This window comes from Streptomyces sp. NPDC104381 (assembly GCF_055583745.1).
The window spans coordinates 879460-895272 of the sequence record NZ_JBVJNK010000003.1 but is presented as its reverse complement, the minus strand read 5'-3'; the positions used below and the strand labels follow the sequence as shown (position 1 = coordinate 895272).

The following is a 15813-nucleotide window of genomic DNA, read 5'->3' as shown; positions in this document are numbered from 1 at the left end:
GGCATGCCCCAGGTCACCATCACGCTCGCCGAGGGCCGTACGCCCGATCAGATCCGGGCCCTTCAGCACGAGGTCCACGCGGCCGTGCTGCGCTCGGTGGACACCCGGCCGGAGTACATCCGGGTCGTCGTCCACGAGGTCCCCGCCACGCACTGGGCCACCGGCGACATCACGATCGCCGAGACACGCGCCACCCCCACCGCAGAGAAGGAGCTGTCATGAGGTTTTCGCTGTTCGTGCACATGGAGCGCTGGGACGAGGACACCTCCCACCGCGAACTCTTCGAGAACCTCACCGAGCTGACGCAGATCGCCGAGGCCGGCGGGTTCAGTACGGTGTGGGTCGGTGAGCACCACGCCATGGAGTACACCATCTCGCCCAGCCCGATACCGATCCTGGCGCATCTGGCGGCGAGGACCGACACGATCCGGCTCGGCGCGGGTACGATCATCGCCCCGTTCTGGCACCCGATCCGGGCCGCAGGGGAGACCGCGCTGCTCGATGTGATCAGTAACGGCCGGGCTGAGGTCGGGCTCGCTCGCGGCGCTTATCAGATCGAGTTCGACCGTCTCGCGGACGGGCTTGCCGCGGCCGACGGCGGCAAGCACCTGCGCGAGCTCGTCCCCGCTGTACGGGCGTTGTGGCAGGGCGACTACGCCCACGACGGCGAGATCTGGAAGTTCCCGACGTCGACCAGCGTGCCGAAGCCGGTCCAGCAGCCCACACCGCCGATGTGGATCGCCGCCCGAGACCCCGCCTCGCACGACTTCGCGGTCTCCCAGGGCTGCAACGTCATGGTGACCCCGCTGATGAAGGGGGACGAGGAAGTCGCGGCGCTCAAGGGCAAGTTCGACACCGCCGTGGCCGCTCACCCCGAGGTGGAGCGCCCCGACATCATGGTGCTGCGCCACACCCACGTGCACTCCCCCGAGGACCCGGAGGGCTGGCGGCCTGCGGCCGAGGGCATCAACCGGTTCTACCGCACCTTCGACGCCTGGTTCGGTAACAGGAAGACCCCTGTCAACGGCTTCCTCGATCCCAGCCCGCAGGAGAAGTTCGCCGAGCGCCCCGAGTTCGCGCCGGAGGCCCTGCGCGAGACCGCGATGATCGGCACGCCGGCCGAGATCACCGAGCGGCTGCGCGGCTACGAGGAACTGGGCGTCGACGAATACAGCTTCTGGATCGACAACACGCTGTCCCACGAGGAGAAGCGCGAGTCGCTGCAGCTGTTCGTCAAGGAGGTCGTGCCGGCCTTCCGGTAGGAGGCCTTCTCCAGGGGCCCTCCCACGAGGGCCCCGCACGGGCATCGTCCGGGCCGCTTGCATGGCAGCCCTTCGCATTCTCCGTCAATTGACGCCACCCGACCCGGCAGACTAGGTTCACGTGCCATGCAAGAGCCCAATCGACCCGCGCGCAGGCCGCTGCAGCAGACCAGCATGCAGGCGAAGGTCGCCGAAGAGCTGCGCCGGATGATCATCAGTGGGGAGCTGCCGCCGCGCTCCAGCCTCTCCGAGATGACGCTGTCGCAGACCTTCGGCGTCAGCCGCACCCCCATCCGTGAGGCCCTCAAGCAGCTCCAGATCGAGGGCCTGGTGGAGGTGCGCCCGCGGGTCGGCACGTTCGTCGCCGTGCCCTCGCGCCGTGAGATCACCGAACTCTTCCAGATGAAGGAACTCCTCGAAGGCGCGGCGGCCCGCCTCCTCGCCTTCCGCGGCAACGTGCCCGAGGTGGAGCGGCTGGCCGCCAACATGAGCGCCGCCGACGAGGCGGTGCGCGCCGGTGACTCCGAGCAGTACGAGAAGCTGGTGCACGACTTCCACGAGCTGATCATGGTCGGGGCCGACAATTCCAAGCTCGAGGCCCATTACCGCACCCTGATGAACCAGCTCGCCTACTCCCGGCTCGTCCGCACGTCCCTGTCGCAGCCCGGCCGCCTCAGCGAGTCCGATCACGAGCACCATCGCGTACTCGACCTGATCCTCGCCAAGGACGGGGACGGGGCGGAGCGCGTCATGCGGGAGCACGTCCGGCGCAGCCATCAAGCGCTCATGGCCCGGATGGAGGACGGCACCCACCGCGACTGACTCGTCACGGCGACCCGTCACCGCTCGTCGCCGGGCAGGGCTGACCGCGGGCGGCCCGGCGTGTTCCACGGCCGGGCCTCCACCTGGCCTTCGATGCCCCGCGGGTCCCGGCGGCCGTCAGGCCGCGACGAGTCCGTCCGCGAGGAACTCCTCCACGAACTTCCGGGCCCGACGGTCGAAGTCGGTGTACTGCGCCTCCCACTCCGCGCCGGTGACCGCTTCGCCGACCAGCAGGTTGCCCTCGGGGTCGATGAGCTGCGGTCGCTCCTCCGCGTTCAGGAGCAGGCCTACGGTGGAGCGGGAGAAGCCGCAGTAGTAGGCGATGCCGTCGCTGAGGCTGGCCTCCAGGACGGACTGCATCGAGTCCGCGACGGGGTCGTCGGCGGTGGCGCCCGCCAGGCCCAGCCACAGCACGCGCTTGCCCGCCAGGCGGGGCTTGCTGCGGCCGTAGGCGAAACCGTAGTTCCACACGCGGTCGATCCACCCCTTGAGGACGGCGGGCACGCTCTGCCAGTACACCGGGAAGACGGCGACGACGACGTCGGCGGCGAGGATCCGCGCCATGTGGGCGTGCGTCTCGTCCGAGTACGGCTTCTCCCGGTTGCCCCATTCCGGCTGGTCCTCCACGGTCATCCGGGGGTCGAACCCCTCGCCGTGCAGGTCGAGCAGGTCGATGCGGTATCCGGCGGCCTCGAGCTGGGCCGCCGCCCGGCGTGCGGTGTGGGCGGTGAGGGAATCGCTGCGGTGGTGCGCGACGACCACGAGGGCGGTCCTGGTGTCACTGCTGTGCTGCGGCACGGTGTCTCCCGAGGGCTCGTTCTGTGCGGTGCGTCCATTACAGCCGCGGCCCCCGTAGATGATCCATGGGAGAAACTCTCCAGGGCATAGGAGATCGTCTACTACGATTGCCCTGTGGATCCTCTGAGTTCACTGCTGAGCGGCATCCGGGCCGAGGGCTCGGTCGTCAGCCATGCCGTCCTGACGGCGCCCTGGAGTATCACCTTCGCCGACGCCGCTCCGCTCACCATGGTCAGCGTGCTGCGCGGCGGGGGCACGCTGCTGCTGGCCGACGGCACCGAGCGGGCGATCGGCGCGGGCGACACGGCCATCGTCCAGGGCCCCGCGCGGTTCCGCCTCGCCGACGAGCCTGCCACCGTCCACCGCCCCCACAGCGCGTACGAGATCAACTGCTTCACCGCGGACCCCGCGTGCGCCGGCGAGGAACTCGACGGGATCCACTGGGGCGCCGGCCCGGAGGAAGCGACCGCGCTGATCGTGGGCGCCTACCGGGCCTCGGGGCACCGCCACGAACGGCTCCTGCGCGCCCTGCCGCCCGTCCTGGTCGTCGCCGAGGACGCCGAGGTCTGCGCCTGGCTGGAGAACTCCGCCGCCGACGCCGCCCGGCTCTCCGCCGGCTCGCAGGCGCTGATGGACCGGCTCCTCGACTGGGCTCTGGTCTGCACACTGCGCACCTGGTTCGACCGGGCGGGCGCCGACGCGCCCAGCTGGTACCGAGGCCTCGCCGACCCGGTCCTCTCCCCCGCCCTGCACGCCTTCCACGGGCGGCCCGCCGAGAGCTGGACGGTGGCGTCGCTGGCCGCTCAATCCGGCGTCTCCCGCGCGCTGTTCGCGCGGCGCTTCACCGAGCTGATGGGCCGTCCGCCCCTCGCCTACCTCACCGAGTGCCGCATGGACGACGCCGAGGCACTCCTCGCGGACACCGACCTCAGCATCGCCCAGATCGCCAGGACCATCGGCTACGCCGACGCCTTCGGCTTCAGCACCGCCTTCAAACGCCACAGGGGCCTCAGCCCCAGCACGTTCCGCGCCACGGCGGCGTGAGTCACAGCACGCGGCCGGGCGGCGGCGGCTCGGCATCGAGCCGGGCCCGTGACCCATGGCGAAACGCCCTCATCATCGTCAGGGCCGTTGCTCAACGGATCCTCGCGTCCGGCCGGCCTCGGAACGGTCCGCTTCGACGGACCGCCGCCATCACGGGCGGCGGGGCAGCGGCGCCGGCGTGGGCATCGATCGCGCAGATGCCCACGTCGGCGCCGCCCGCTGTCCACGTCCCGGGGCTAGGGCTCCTGCCCCGTACGCATCAGATGCGCAGCCGTCACGTCATGGAGATGCACCAGCACGTCGAAGTGCTGCCCGAGCGACGTCTGATACGGGTCCTCCGGCCAGGAGTTCCCGATCGAGCGGGTCGGCCGCTTCTCTGCCAGCCAGGCGCGCGTCGGGGCGGGGGCGGTCCGTAGATCGAGGTAGTAGTCCCGGCGCGAGACCCGCTCCAGCACCTCCTCGTTGCTGCCCGCGCCCAGCGGGTCCACGGAGAATCGGCGGTAGGGCTCCGCCGGGTCTGTCAGGTCCATCGCGTTGAACGAGCCCTGACCGAACGTGTAACCGATGTTCATGTACTCGGTGCCGACCCGCCGGCGGATGAACTCCCCCTGGGTCTTCGGGTACTGCTCAGGGTTGTCGGACTCGTAGGAGACATGGCCGTTGTGCGCCGACAGCAGCATCCGGTGGCCGGTGTGCCGCTGCCACCACACGGTGTTCTCGGCCATGACCTGATCGCGGTGGAGCATGGCCTGAGCGATCTTCTCGGGGTCGGAGAAGTCGTAGTACGCGTAGAGGGTGGCGGTCTGGGAGATGGCCCTGGCGTGCTGGAGAACCCACTCGTACGCCTTCCGGTCCCCGTCCGGGCCCTGAGCCCGGAGCAGTTCGTAGGCACGCCGTACGGAGGTGGCCGTCCGTTCGCGCTCGGCGAGGGGCTTGGCCAGATTGCCGTTCACGGTGTCCTCCACGCTCCCCGTCGGCCGGAATCCGCCGTAGAGGCGGCGGAACTCCGGCAGCAGTTCCGGGTGGTGTGCGGATACGTAGTCCGTGACCTCGTCGAAGAGCTGCGGCCCCGCGTAGCCGTTGTCCTCGCCCATGAACTGCACGGGCCGGTCGGGGTGGCGGACGTTGTGGGCGCGCATCCACTTCAGCAGGGCGAGGTACTCACGGTTGTTCCAGAGCCGGTACGAGCTCTGGAACTCCTCCCGCATGATCTCTTCCGGGTCGCCCTTCCCGTGCACCACGTACGCGTTGAGAACGAGGCCGGTGGACCAGGGCGCCTCCAGTGCGAAGGTGGTGAACCCCTTCTCCTCGACCAGATAGCGGAAGACGCGGTGCTTCATCGTGAAGAACTGCCGGGAGCTGTGCGTCGCCTCGCCCAGCCCGACGATCTTCGCCGAGCCGACCATCCGGCCGAGCGGCCGGAGATCGTCGTCGTGGGTCCCGGGCACCGTGGAACGCAACGGCTGTGCCACACGGGCCAGTTCGCGCGCCGGATCTGCGGTGGACGTCGGGTTCGTGTGAGCCGGCCGTGCGGCGACCGCCGGTGTCCCGGCGCCGAGCGTCAGTGCCAGCAGGAGCGGGAGCAGCAGTAACCGAGGTGATCGATGTGTTCTGTGCGGTACGGACATGGATCAAGGCTGCCGACAGACGCAGGCCCCCGGACAGCCGGTTCCCTGCAGTGTTCGTCCGGGGGATAACCACAGGGGCGTGCCGGCGGGCGCTTCGGTGCGGGGCGCCTTGAGCGTCGTTGAGAGGATCACGCCATGACGCACAGAGGTGATCGGACGGCCCGGATCGCGTTCGGGATGGTGGAGGCGACGGATGCGGCTCGCGCCGACGCCGTACGGCTGCTCGGCGCCGACCGTTCCCTGCACGCGCGGTGGGTCATGGGGCTCGCGGTGAACAGCGCGGCGCCGGAGGAGGTGCTGCGTCGCGTGTTCACGGTGGATCCCCTGCCCGACGCCCGGTACTGGCTCGCCTTCTGCCCGCTGTCGCCCGCAGCGGCGACGGCCGCCGTCGCGCACCCCGACCCGGGGGTCCGTGCGGTGCTCGCCGAGAATCCGCATCTGCCGTCGGCGGCGCTCGCCGCCCTGGCCGAGGACCCGGACCCGAAGGTACGGCGTGTCGCGGTGACGATGGCGTGTGAGTACGAGGTCGAACTGCCGACGGAGCTGACCGTGCGGCTCGCCACCGGCCCGGATCCGGGGCTGCGGTCCCGGGCCACCGGGCTCGTCGATCTGCCGGACCGGATACGGCTCGCGCTGGCCGAGGATCCCGATCCACGCGTCCGCAGCGCGGCCCTCGGCTCCTGGAGCTGGCCCCGGCTGCGCCCGGAGGTCCGGGACGCGGCGGCGGCCGATCCTGATCCCCGCGTGCGTACGGCGGTGGGACGCGCCACTCACGTCGACATACCCCTGCCGACGACGGTCGAGGGCTTCGTCGCCGAGACGGACGAGCGCCGTCGCCATGACGCCGCGTCCACGGCACCCGTGGAGGAGGCCCTGGCCGCGCTCCTCGTCACCCACGAGGACCGTTCGCTGCGTCGCTCGGCCGCGCTCAATCCGCACGTACCCACGGCCCTGGCCCTCGGGATGGCCTCCGACACCGAACCGTCGGTCCGTCTCGCCGTGTCCCTCCGCCCGGATGTGACCGAGGCGCAGCGAGCGGCGATCGACTACACCGTGCCCCCGGGCCGCCTGCCGGTGCCTTCCTGGGTGGAGGAGCTCTTCGGGGACGCGGATGCGCTACGGGAGATCGCGGCCTCCAGTCATGTCGTGCTGCGCCGGGGTGTCACGGGCGCACCGGCGCTGCCCTCCGATGTGATCGAGCGGCTGGCGGCCGATGACGACTATTACGTCAGGCTGATGCTCTGCGACAACGACGACGCTCCGCACGAGCTGCTGGTCGAGATGTTCGCCGACTGGGACGGTCTGAGCTGGGGCAGGCTGGCGTATCACCGCAACTTCGCCCGCCCCGGCCTGGCCCGGTTCGTGGACAGCCCGAACCACCGGTTGCGGTACGCGGCTCTCTTTGATCCACGGGCCGGTCCGGACCTCGTCGAACAGCTCTCGCACGACACGAAGGACATGGTTCGCCGCCGTGCGGCGGCGGACCCGCGTCTGCCTCTGTCCAGGCTCGTCGAACTGCTCGGCGAAGAAGGGGTGTCGCGCTCGGCGGCCGGAAACCCCGCCCTTCCGGCGCAGCTGATGCACGATCTGCTCGACGTCGCGGGCGTCACGCGCTGGGGGCCACGTGTGGAGCAGTCGTCGAGACGGGGCCACCACCTTCCTTACTCTGCGGTAACTTGAGCTCCGCTCTGCCGACCGACCTTCAGGAGCCCCGATGCCACGCTTCGCCCCTCGCTCACCCCTCATGCTCGCCGGTCTCATGGCTGCGGCCGGGGCCGCGCACCTTGCCTCCCCCGAGCCGTTCGACGCGCTCGTACCGCGCTCGCTCCCCGGCAGCCCCCGGGCCTGGACGCTGGCGAGCGGTGCCGTGGAGCTGGCCCTCGCGGCCGGTCTCGCCGTCCCCAGGACCCGTCGCATCAGTGCCCAGGCCACCGCGCTCTTCTTCGTGGGTGTCTTCCCCGCCAACGTCAAGATGGCGTACGACTGGCGCACCCGTCCGGCACCGGCCCGCGCAGTCGCCTACGGACGTCTTCCGCTCCAGGTCCCGCTGTACCTGTGGGCCCGCGCCGCCGCTCGCCCCACGGCAGGCTGACGGTCAAGCTCCTGGGAGGAAGAGGCAGAACGGGTGGCCGTGGGGGTCGCGGAGGACCCGTACGTCCTTCTGGGGCTGGTGGTGCTCCAGAGTCGCACCCAGGGCGCAGGCTCGCTCGGTCTCCGCGCCCAGGTCGTCGACCTGGAGGTCCAGGTGCGCTTGCATCTGCTGCGCGCCCGGGCGCTGGGGCCACACCGGGGCGATGTGATCGGCTTCCAACTGGAAGCTCAGGCTGGGGCGTTCACGTTCCGGCGCTCTGAGGCGGACCCATTCCGGCTGACGGTCGACTTCCTCCCAGCCCAGCAGGGCGCGGTAGAAGTCGGCCAGCGCGGGCGGGTCGGGAGTACCGAGCACAAAGGCACCGAGCGTCGTGGTCATGTCTCCCACCTTGCCCCCGGCAGGCGCCTTCACGCATCTGCGCACACACTCCCGCTGTCGGCTGTTCCGGCCGCGCCACATCGCCCCGGGCCCTCAGGCCGAGGCTCGGCCCCCGATCGTCAGTTCCACGTCGTCTCCGGCGCTGATGAGCTCCCGGATCGTCCAGGTCCGGCCGCCGATGGAAGTGCCGGCACCTGTGGTGTACGCGGGGAGGGTGAGTACGGGGCCCTCCGGGGCCTGCGTGCGCAGTGCCGCCTCGGTGACCACGTCGTCGGACAGGCGGAGCTCCAGGTCGATCGGCCACGGATCGGCTGCGAACGCACGGGGATCGGGAAGTCCCTGGACGCGGCAGCGGGCACCCGGGAAGAGGTGCGTGTGGTCGCATACGGCCAGGAAGACGTCCGCTTCGGTCGGTCCGCTGGAGGACTGAGGCATGGCGGTCTCCGGATTCCGGGGGCGGTGGGTCCTGGGAAGTGTGGCCGCACGGGCGGGCGAGGTGCTGGATTGCACCGCCGCGGGGATGCCGACTCACCCGGTCGGAGCTGCGGGAGCGGCCTCCAGGGGGCCGGGGGTGCGCCCTGCCGGAAGCGGCCCCAGGAGCCGGGTGGACCGTCCGGTGACAGCGAGCGCCCTCAGGGGCGGGGCGTCTTCTCACCTTGAGAACAGCGGGGCTCGGGGTGCTGCGGGCGTCCCGGGAGCCCCGCTGCCGTATCTCACACGCGAGGCGGTAGCTGCCAGATCTCGTCGATCGCCTCTCCCGTCAGCACCTCCCGCGGATCGCCCTCGGCCCACAGCCTTCCGTCCCGGAGCAGGAGGAGGTGGCCCGCCGCTCTGGCCACTTCGAGGTCGTGGGTCGCCTGGACGACCGTCAGCCCCTCCCCCGCCACCTCGGCCAGCACCTCGGCGATGAGCCGCTGGGCCGTCGCGTCGAGGCCGGTGGCGGGCTCGTCGAGCAGGAGCAGATCCGCCTCCTGGGCCAGCCCCTGCGCGATCAAGGCGCGCTGGCGCTGGCCGCCCGAGAGCTCCCCCAGTTGCCGGTGGGCGAGGGAGCTGATGCCGAGCCGGTCCATGCTGGTCTCCACGACCTCCCGGTCCCGCGGGGTGAGGCGCCGCCACAGCCCGCGGTGTCCCCACCTTCCCATCGACACGGCGTCCCGCACCGTCAGCGGCAGCACATCGGCCACGTTGCTGCGCTGCGTCACGAACGCCACGCGTGTGTCCGTTCCATGCTCGACCGTTCCCGCTGTTACCTGGATCACTCCGGCGATCACCCCGAGCAGTGTGGACTTGCCGGATCCGTTCGGTCCGACCACCACTGTCGTGGTCAACGCAGGTATATCCAGGGTGAGTTGATCGAGTACCGCACGGTTGGGGTATCCGGCCGCCACGCCGTCGAGCCTTACCTGCCGCTGCATCTCCGGAGCCTCTTTCCGCACACTTCTTTGTAGTGATAATCATTTTCATTGTAGTGTCCCGCTGCATGGAATGGTTGATGGCCCCCTTCGAGGTGACCTTTGTGCAACGGGCCCTGTGGGGCGGCGTGCTGGTGTCGTTGATCTGCGCCTTGGCAGGTACGTGGGTCGTTCTGCGCGGGATGGCGTTCCTCGGGGACGCGATGTCGCACGGCATGCTTCCCGGGATCGCGCTCGCTTCCCTGCTGGGAGGCAATCTGCTCGTCGGCGCCGCCGTGAGCGCGGCCGTCATGGCGCTCGGCGTCAGCGCCGTCGGCCGGTCGCCCCGTCTCTCGCAGGACACGAGCATCGGTCTGCTCTTCGTGGGGATGCTGTCGCTGGGCGTGATCATCGTCTCGCGCTCCCAGTCGTTCGCGGTCGACCTGACCGGCTTCCTCTTCGGCGATGTCCTCGCCGTGAGGCCGGCCGATCTGGCCGTCCTCGGGGGTGCGCTGGTCATCGCGCTGGGGGTCTCCGCGCTCGGCTACCGCGCGTTCGTTGCGCTCGCGTTCGACGAGCGCAAGGCGCACACGCTGGGGCTGCGGCCGCGCGTCGCGCACGCGGCTCTGCTCGCCCTGCTCACGCTGGCCATCGTCGCGTCGTTCCACGTGGTGGGCACACTGCTCGTCTTCGGCCTGCTCATCGCGCCGCCCGCGGCCATGCTTCCGTGGGCCCGGCGCATCCCGGTGATCATGATCGGCGCCGGCTGCCTCGGAGCGAGCTCGACGTTCATCGGCCTGTTGCTCTCGTGGCACCTCCACACGGCTGCGGGGGCGAGCATCGCCGCGACGGCGGTCGTCCAGTTCCTGCTCTCCACCGGGTTTTCGGCCCTCCACAGCCGAGGGGTGCGGGCCGCTCTCCCCACCTCCCCACCCGACCGCCCGCACATCGAAAACGGACAGACGTCATGACACCCAGGAAAACCCGAACCGCCACGGCACTCACCTGCGCCGTCCTCGTCGGCTCCGGGCTGCTCGCCGGCTGCCAGAACGGCAGCGACTCGAAGTCGCCCTCGACGTCCTCGGCCTCGGCCCCCGCGACACCTCACGGGTACGTGGAAGGGGCCGAGGAAGCCTCCGAGCAGCAGTCCCGCCTCGTCCTCGCCGACGCCGACTCGGGAGCGGTCGAGGTGCTGGACCTGATCACCGAGGACACCACACCGCTCGAGCACAGTGACGACGTACGAAGTCTGCGCACCGACGGCCGCTTCGCCTATCTGGGCACCGATGGCGGGACCCGCGTCGTCGACACCGGTGCCTGGACGGTCGACCACGGCGACCACGTCCACTACTACCGCGCCGCGATCCGCGACGTAGGGACCATCGCGGGGGCGGACTCCACCCGCATCCACAGCGATCAGGCCGTCACCGCGGTCTCCTCCGCGAAGGGTGGCGCCCGACTGCTCGACCGCAAGAAGCTGGAGGACGGCGTCCTCCCCCGAGGCACCGGGCTGACCGGGGCGGGCAGCGGAGTGGTCGTCCCGTACAAGGAGCGCCTGCTGGTCAGCGCGATGGGAGCGGGGAAGGACGGCGTCGAGGTCCGCGACCGGGACGGTGCGCGCGTCGCCACGCTGAAGGAGCCGTGTGCCCAGGCACGCGGCGAGGCCGTGACCCGCCGGGGCGTGGTGTTCGGATGTGCCGACGGCGCGCTGCTGGTCAGCGAGAACAAGGGCACGTTCGAGGCCGAGAAGATCCCGTACGGAACGAAGGTGAGGGCTTCGGAGCGGGCAGCCGAGTTCCACCATCGGGCGGGCAGCACCACGCTCGCGGCCAGGTCGGGCGATGACGCCGTCTGGGTGCTCGATGTCACCGACCGCTCCTGGACCCGCGTGAAGACCGGCCCGGTCGTGGCCGCCAACACCGCGGGTGAGGGTGCTCCGTTGCTCGTGCTCGGCCGGGACGGCGCCCTCACGGCCTACGACATCGCCACGGGGAAGAACCTCGCGCGTAAGGAACTCCTGCCCGAGGGGGGCGGGACCGCAGCTGTGGAGATCGACACCACCCGCGCGTACGTCAACGACGCGGCGGGCCGGAAGGTCTACGAGATCGACTACAGCGACCGGTTGCGGCTCGCCCGGACCTTCCGTCTCGACTTCGCCCCGACGTACATGGTGGAGGCCGGCCGATGAGCGCCGGTGCCACGTCCGGTCGTCTTCGCCGGCTGCGTACGCGTCTCCTGGTCGCGGCCCTGGCCGGGGTGCTGCTCGTGGGAGCGGGCGGCTGTGCGGAGAGCGAGCGGAGCCGTCCCTCGGTGGTCGTCACCACCAACATCCTCGGTGACATCACCCGCAACGTCGTGGGCGAAGAAGCCGAGGTGACGGTACTGATGCAGGCCGATGCCGACCCCCATTCCTTCGGTGTCTCGGCTCCGCAGGCGGCCTCCGTCGAGCAGGCCGATCTGGTCGTGCACAACGGCCTCGGTCTGGAGGAGAACGTCCTGCGCCATGTGCGGGCCGCCGAGGAAGCCGGTGTCCCGACCCTGGCGGTCGGAGAGTCCGTCGATCCGATCAGCTATGCGGCGGGCGCGTCGGCCGACGAGCCCGACCCTCACTTCTGGACCGACCCCGAACGGGTCCGCGAGGCCGTCGCACTGATCGCGGATCAGGTCATCGAGCACGTGCGGGGCGTGGACAAGGCGGCCGTCGGGAAGAACGCCTCCGCGTACGGGGCGAAGGTCACCGAGCTGGCCTCGTGGATGCGGCAGCAGTTCGACGCCATCCCGGCCGGGCAGCGCCGGCTGGTGACCAACCATCACGTCTTCGGGTATCTGGCGCAACGCTTCGGGTTCCGGATCGTGGGCGCGGTGATCCCGAGCGGGACCACGCTCGCCTCGCCGAGTGCCTCGGACCTCAAGTCCCTCGCCACCGCGATCGAGACGGCGGGTGTGTGCGCGATCTTCGCGGACTCGTCGCAGCCCGACCGGCTGGCCCAGGTACTGAAGCGCGAGAGCGACGTCGAGGTCGACGTCGTGCCGCTGTTCTCCGAATCCCTCACCGCGAAGGGCAAAGGGGCGGACACCTACCTGCGCATGATGCGCGCCAACACCAAGGCCATCTCCCACGGCCTGAGTACCCGACAGCCACGTTGTCGCCTGTCATGAGCGACATCCATGGAAAGGAACACCACCAGATGAAGCATGTAGTACTCCCGAGGCAGGCCGCCGCCGTCGGCGCCCTGCTCGCGGTCTCCGTGGCGCTCACCGCCTGCGGGAGCGACGGCAAGGAGTCTGCCGCAGGGACGGCCGGCAAGGCGTCGGAGGCTCCGGCTTCCCAGGTCACGGACCCGATCGTCACCACGTACGACGGGGGCCTGTACGTACTGGACGGGAAGACGCTGAAGCTCGCCGAGGACATTCCTCTGGAAGGCTTCAACCGGGTCAACCCCGCGGGCGACGACCGTCATGTGATGGTCTCGACCGCGACCGGTTTCCGGGTACTGGACGCGGCGGGCCGCAAGCTGACCGACGTGGAGTTCGAGGGCAGCAAGCCCGGCCACGTCGTACGTCACGCGGGCAGGACGATTCTCTTCGCCGACGGCACCGGCGAGGTCACGGTCTTCGATCCCGAGGACCTGGGCGGCGGCACGAAGCCCGAGACCGAGACGTACACCTCTGCGGCCCCGCACCACGGTGTGGCCATCCAGCTGGCCGACGGCAAGCTGGTGACCACCCTCGGTACGGAGGAGAAGCGCGTCGGCATCGCCGTGCTCGACAAGGACCGCAAGGAGATCACCCGCAGCGAGGAGTGCCCCGGTGTCCACGGGGAGGCCGCCGCGCAGGGCGAGGCGGTCGTCATAGGCTGCGAGGACGGCGTCCTGGTCTACAAGGACGGCGCCATCAAGAAGGTGAAGAGCCCCGCGGCGTACGGCCGGATCGGCAACCAGGCCGGGTCCGACGAGTCGCCCGTGGTCCTCGGCGACTACAAGAAGGACAAGGACGCCGAGCTGGAGCGGCCGGAACAGGTGTCCCTGATCGACACCAATACCGGCACGATGCAGCTGGTCGACATCGGCACGAGCTACACCTTCCGTTCGCTGGCGCGTGGCCCGCACGGTGAGGCGCTCGTCCTGGGCACCGACGGCAAGATCCATGTCATCGACCCCGCGACGGGCAAGGTGACCAGGAAGATCTCCGCACTCGGTGCGTGGCAGGAGCCCCTTGACTGGCAGCAGCCCCGCCCGGCTCTGTTCGTCCGCGACCACACGGCGTACGTCTCCGACCCGTCGAGCAGGAAGCTGCTGGCCATCGACATCGAGTCGGGCAAGCAGGTGGCCTCGACGGAACTCCCGAAGGCTCCCGACGAGCTGAGCGGTGTCAAGCAGCACTGATTGCGTCCCAGGACACGAGAGCGCGTTCCCGCCCGGCAGGAGCGCGCTCTCGCGCTGTGCTGGACTGCGGCGGCGTGCACCGGGCAAGGAGCGCGCGGCGGATCGGGCCGGTGTCCCGTGGCGGGCGGCGTGCCGGGGTCAGGCCAGTCCGGCCTCGATCGCGCGGCGGACGGCATCGGCCCGGTCGCGGATCCCCGCCTTGGCGAACAGGTTGTTGATGTGGGTCTTGACCGTGGCCTCGCTGATGAAGAGCTTCTCGGCGATTCCGCGATTGGGCAGGCCCTGGCCGATCAGCGCGAACACTTCCCGTTCGCGCGGGGTGAGGTCGCCGGGCAAGGTCTGTCCGGGCACCGGTGCCTTGGTTCTGACGGTGGCGAGCAGCCGGTCCTGGACCTCCCGGTCGAGCACGGACTGCCCGGCGGCTGCGGCGCGGATCGCCCGGGTGATGTCCTGGCGGCCGGCGTTCTTGGTCAGATAGCCGCGGGCCCCTGCGCCCAGGGCTCCGAGGATCGAGTCGTCGTCGGCGAACGTGGTCAGTACGACGACCGCGACCTCCGGGTACTCCTCGCCCAGCCGGCGGGTTGCCTCGATCCCGTCCATGACAGGCATTCTCAGGTCCATCAGAACCACGTCCACCGGCCCGGCGGCGACAGCTGCCAGCACCTCGCTCCCGTCGGCGGCGGCCGCGACGACGTCGATGTCCTCGGCCAGCCCGAGCACCGCGGCGAGCGGTTCACGGACGGCTGCCTGGTCGTCGGCGACGACCACCCTCAACCGCTGTGGCTCATCGGTCGGTTCACTCATCGGGGATCACTGCCTCCACCTGCCAGCCGCCTTCGTCAGGTCCTTCGGTGACCGGGCACGCGATGACGCTGCCGCCCAGCAGGGCGACCCTCTCGCGCATGCCGATCAGTCCCATCCCGCTGCCCACTCCCGCGCTCACCTCGCGGGTCGGCGGGCCGTTGCGGATCCTCAGTGTCGTAGCCGAGGTCCCGAACGTCAGTCGTACGCCGACTTCTCCCCCAGGCGCGTGCCGAGCAGCGTTGGTCAACGCCTCCTGGGCGATCCGCAGCAGATTCTGCGTCACCTGGGCGGGCACCTCACGGGCGGTCCCGGTGACGGTGAGAACGTCGCGGTGGCCCGACGATTCGAGCATCGCGGTCAGGCTCTCCACCAGCGGCAGCGAGTCCTCGCGCAGGGCGTGCACGGTCCACTGCGCCTGCTTCAGGCTCTCCTTGACCAGTCCATGGGCCTTGTCGTTGGCCTCCCTGACCTTCTCCAGATCACCGGTGTCGAGCAGGGCGTCGGCCAGCTCCAGCTGCATGTTGATGCCGGCCAGCGAGTGCGCCAGGACGTCGTGCACGTCCCGGGCGATCCTGCTGCGCTCGGTCAGCACCGCGGTCCTGGCCTCGGCCCGGGCAGCTCGTTCGGCCGATTCGGCGGCCTCGATCGCCGCCAGGACGGCCCGGCGCCGGCTGCGGTTGGCGATGCCTGCCAGGGCAGGCACGCCGGTGACGAGACCGACCATCCAGGGCAACTCGTGGTACCCAGGGCCGAGGCGGAGGAACAGGACCCCGCCGCAGAGGAGACTGCACGTCGCCGCGAGGACCAGCGCCGGCCTGGTCTCCAGCCTGTATCCGATGTGGCCCGCGAGGAAGAAGGCGAAGAGGTAGCTCGTCCCGCTGCGGCTCACCCCGATCAGGGCGGCCGCCGCGACGATGCCGAGTGTCAGCCAGACGAGAGCGACGCGCGGGGGCACCCTGCTCTCGGGCAGCCGCCGTGCGAGCAGCGCCGCGGAGTTGATCACGAGGAGTACGGCGACCGCCAGACCCCGGCCGCTGAGGCCGATGGGCCGGATCGTCCAGATCCCGGCCGCGATGACCGCCAGGGTCAACACCCATTGCGCACGCGGGTCCTGTCCGGGCACCGGCCGCCGGCCCGGACCCGGGGCTGCGGCCTTTCCCAGGGGCAGGGCGCTCTCGGTTCCGGACACGGGCAGAACATATCGCATGG

General features: G+C 70.5%; 17 protein-coding genes. 10 read left to right on the top strand and 7 right to left on the bottom strand.

The features are described 5' to 3' along the window. The first annotated feature begins 3 nt into the window (after positions 1-3). From ACZ607_RS13450 to ACZ607_RS13440, 3 genes are all read left to right on the top strand, one after another. Positions 4-222, top strand: a complete 219-nt coding sequence (locus ACZ607_RS13450; protein WP_469734850.1) for a tautomerase family protein — start codon at positions 4-6, stop codon at positions 220-222. After that, a complete protein-coding gene (locus tag ACZ607_RS13445) occupies positions 219-1262 on the top strand; it encodes an LLM class flavin-dependent oxidoreductase (RefSeq protein ID WP_469734848.1) in 1044 nt (347 codons plus the stop codon). The genes ACZ607_RS13450 and ACZ607_RS13445 overlap by 4 nt, the downstream gene beginning before the upstream one ends. A gap of 126 nt (positions 1263-1388) precedes the next feature. Further along, positions 1389-2084, top strand: coding sequence for a GntR family transcriptional regulator (locus tag ACZ607_RS13440; RefSeq protein WP_469734846.1), 696 nt, complete (start codon positions 1389-1391; stop codon positions 2082-2084). A gap of 117 nt (positions 2085-2201) precedes the next feature. Here ACZ607_RS13440 and ACZ607_RS13435 read toward each other — a convergent pair whose 3' ends face one another. Further along, positions 2202-2882, bottom strand: coding sequence for an NAD(P)H oxidoreductase (locus ACZ607_RS13435; protein WP_469734844.1), 681 nt, complete (start codon positions 2880-2882; stop codon positions 2202-2204). Between the two features lie 114 nt (positions 2883-2996). Here ACZ607_RS13435 and ACZ607_RS13430 point away from each other — a divergent pair, with 114 nt between their 5' ends. Beyond that, positions 2997-3926 carry an AraC family transcriptional regulator gene (locus ACZ607_RS13430; protein ID WP_469734842.1) on the top strand — a complete coding sequence of 310 codons (930 nt, stop codon included), beginning with the start codon at positions 2997-2999 and terminating at the stop codon, positions 3924-3926. 236 nt (positions 3927-4162) lie between these two features. On the opposite strand, the gene ACZ607_RS13425 is transcribed toward ACZ607_RS13430, so the two are convergent. Next, positions 4163-5554 (bottom strand): erythromycin esterase family protein, encoded by a 1392-nt coding sequence (locus ACZ607_RS13425; RefSeq protein WP_469734840.1) that lies wholly within the window; start codon positions 5552-5554, stop codon positions 4163-4165. 135 nt (positions 5555-5689) lie between these two features. Between ACZ607_RS13425 and ACZ607_RS13420 the strand changes: the two genes are divergently transcribed. Both ACZ607_RS13420 and ACZ607_RS13415 read left to right on the top strand, forming a co-directional pair. Further along, complete coding sequence (locus tag ACZ607_RS13420; protein ID WP_469734838.1) at positions 5690-7234, top strand: hypothetical protein; 1545 nt, start codon at positions 5690-5692, stop codon at positions 7232-7234. 34 nt (positions 7235-7268) lie between these two features. Next, entirely contained in the window at positions 7269-7646 is a 378-nt protein-coding gene (locus ACZ607_RS13415; protein WP_469734836.1) for a DoxX family protein, read from the top strand. A gap of 3 nt (positions 7647-7649) precedes the next feature. Here ACZ607_RS13415 and ACZ607_RS13410 read toward each other — a convergent pair whose 3' ends face one another. The 3 genes from ACZ607_RS13410 to aztA form a co-directional block, all read right to left on the bottom strand. Next, positions 7650-8024: a VOC family protein gene (locus tag ACZ607_RS13410; RefSeq protein WP_469734834.1), complete on the bottom strand. Its 375-nt coding sequence runs from the start codon at positions 8022-8024 to the stop codon at positions 7650-7652. 93 nt (positions 8025-8117) lie between these two features. Then, positions 8118-8459 carry a hypothetical protein gene (locus ACZ607_RS13405; RefSeq protein ID WP_469734832.1) on the bottom strand — a complete coding sequence of 114 codons (342 nt, stop codon included), beginning with the start codon at positions 8457-8459 and terminating at the stop codon, positions 8118-8120. Between the two features lie 278 nt (positions 8460-8737). Next, entirely contained in the window at positions 8738-9439 is a 702-nt protein-coding gene (aztA, locus tag ACZ607_RS13400) for a zinc ABC transporter ATP-binding protein AztA (RefSeq protein WP_469734830.1), read from the bottom strand. Between the two features lie 65 nt (positions 9440-9504). Here aztA and aztB point away from each other — a divergent pair, with 65 nt between their 5' ends. From aztB to aztD, 4 genes are read left to right on the top strand one after another with little or no spacing between them, the layout of a single operon-like run. Then, positions 9505-10386 carry a zinc ABC transporter permease AztB gene (gene aztB, locus ACZ607_RS13395; RefSeq protein WP_469734828.1) on the top strand — a complete coding sequence of 294 codons (882 nt, stop codon included), beginning with the start codon at positions 9505-9507 and terminating at the stop codon, positions 10384-10386. Further along, positions 10383-11603 carry a WD40 repeat domain-containing protein gene (locus ACZ607_RS13390; RefSeq protein ID WP_469734826.1) on the top strand — a complete coding sequence of 407 codons (1221 nt, stop codon included), beginning with the start codon at positions 10383-10385 and terminating at the stop codon, positions 11601-11603. The genes aztB and ACZ607_RS13390 overlap by 4 nt, the downstream gene beginning before the upstream one ends. Then, positions 11600-12574 (top strand): zinc ABC transporter substrate-binding protein AztC, encoded by a 975-nt coding sequence (gene aztC / locus ACZ607_RS13385; RefSeq protein WP_469734824.1) that lies wholly within the window; start codon positions 11600-11602, stop codon positions 12572-12574. The genes ACZ607_RS13390 and aztC overlap by 4 nt, the downstream gene beginning before the upstream one ends. A gap of 29 nt (positions 12575-12603) precedes the next feature. After that, on the top strand, positions 12604-13800 hold the full coding sequence (gene aztD, locus ACZ607_RS13380; RefSeq protein WP_469734822.1) for a zinc metallochaperone AztD: 1197 nt from the start codon (positions 12604-12606) through the stop codon (positions 13798-13800). A gap of 138 nt (positions 13801-13938) precedes the next feature. Here the strand turns inward: aztD and ACZ607_RS13375 are convergent, their stop codons facing one another. Continuing rightward, the gene (locus ACZ607_RS13375; protein WP_469734820.1) at positions 13939-14604 is read right to left on the bottom strand and encodes a response regulator transcription factor; all 666 of its coding nucleotides are present in this window, start codon (positions 14602-14604) and stop codon (positions 13939-13941) included. After that, on the bottom strand, positions 14597-15811 hold the full coding sequence (locus ACZ607_RS13370) for a sensor histidine kinase (protein WP_469734818.1): 1215 nt from the start codon (positions 15809-15811) through the stop codon (positions 14597-14599). Before ACZ607_RS13370 ends, ACZ607_RS13375 begins: the two co-directional genes overlap by 8 nt. Between the last annotated feature and the right edge of the window lie 2 nt (positions 15812-15813).

Coding starts and splice junctions, on each gene's coding strand:
- ACZ607_RS13420 (WP_469734838.1), top strand. CDS start 5,690: ATGACGCACAGAGGTGATCGGACGGCCCGGATCGCGTTCGGGATGGTG.
- aztA (WP_469734830.1), bottom strand. CDS start 9,439: ATGCAGCGGCAGGTAAGGCTCGACGGCGTGGCGGCCGGATACCCCAAC.
- aztD (WP_469734822.1), top strand. CDS start 12,604: ATGAAGCATGTAGTACTCCCGAGGCAGGCCGCCGCCGTCGGCGCCCTG.
- ACZ607_RS13375 (WP_469734820.1), bottom strand. CDS start 14,604: ATGAGTGAACCGACCGATGAGCCACAGCGGTTGAGGGTGGTCGTCGCC.
- ACZ607_RS13450 (WP_469734850.1), top strand. CDS start 4: ATGCCCCAGGTCACCATCACGCTCGCCGAGGGCCGTACGCCCGATCAG.
- aztC (WP_469734824.1), top strand. CDS start 11,600: ATGAGCGCCGGTGCCACGTCCGGTCGTCTTCGCCGGCTGCGTACGCGT.
- ACZ607_RS13370 (WP_469734818.1), bottom strand. CDS start 15,811: ATGCGATATGTTCTGCCCGTGTCCGGAACCGAGAGCGCCCTGCCCCTG.
- ACZ607_RS13445 (WP_469734848.1), top strand. CDS start 219: ATGAGGTTTTCGCTGTTCGTGCACATGGAGCGCTGGGACGAGGACACC.
- aztB (WP_469734828.1), top strand. CDS start 9,505: ATGGAATGGTTGATGGCCCCCTTCGAGGTGACCTTTGTGCAACGGGCC.
- ACZ607_RS13440 (WP_469734846.1), top strand. CDS start 1,389: ATGCAAGAGCCCAATCGACCCGCGCGCAGGCCGCTGCAGCAGACCAGC.
- ACZ607_RS13415 (WP_469734836.1), top strand. CDS start 7,269: ATGCCACGCTTCGCCCCTCGCTCACCCCTCATGCTCGCCGGTCTCATG.
- ACZ607_RS13410 (WP_469734834.1), bottom strand. CDS start 8,024: ATGACCACGACGCTCGGTGCCTTTGTGCTCGGTACTCCCGACCCGCCC.
- ACZ607_RS13405 (WP_469734832.1), bottom strand. CDS start 8,459: ATGCCTCAGTCCTCCAGCGGACCGACCGAAGCGGACGTCTTCCTGGCC.
- ACZ607_RS13390 (WP_469734826.1), top strand. CDS start 10,383: ATGACACCCAGGAAAACCCGAACCGCCACGGCACTCACCTGCGCCGTC.
- ACZ607_RS13425 (WP_469734840.1), bottom strand. CDS start 5,554: ATGTCCGTACCGCACAGAACACATCGATCACCTCGGTTACTGCTGCTC.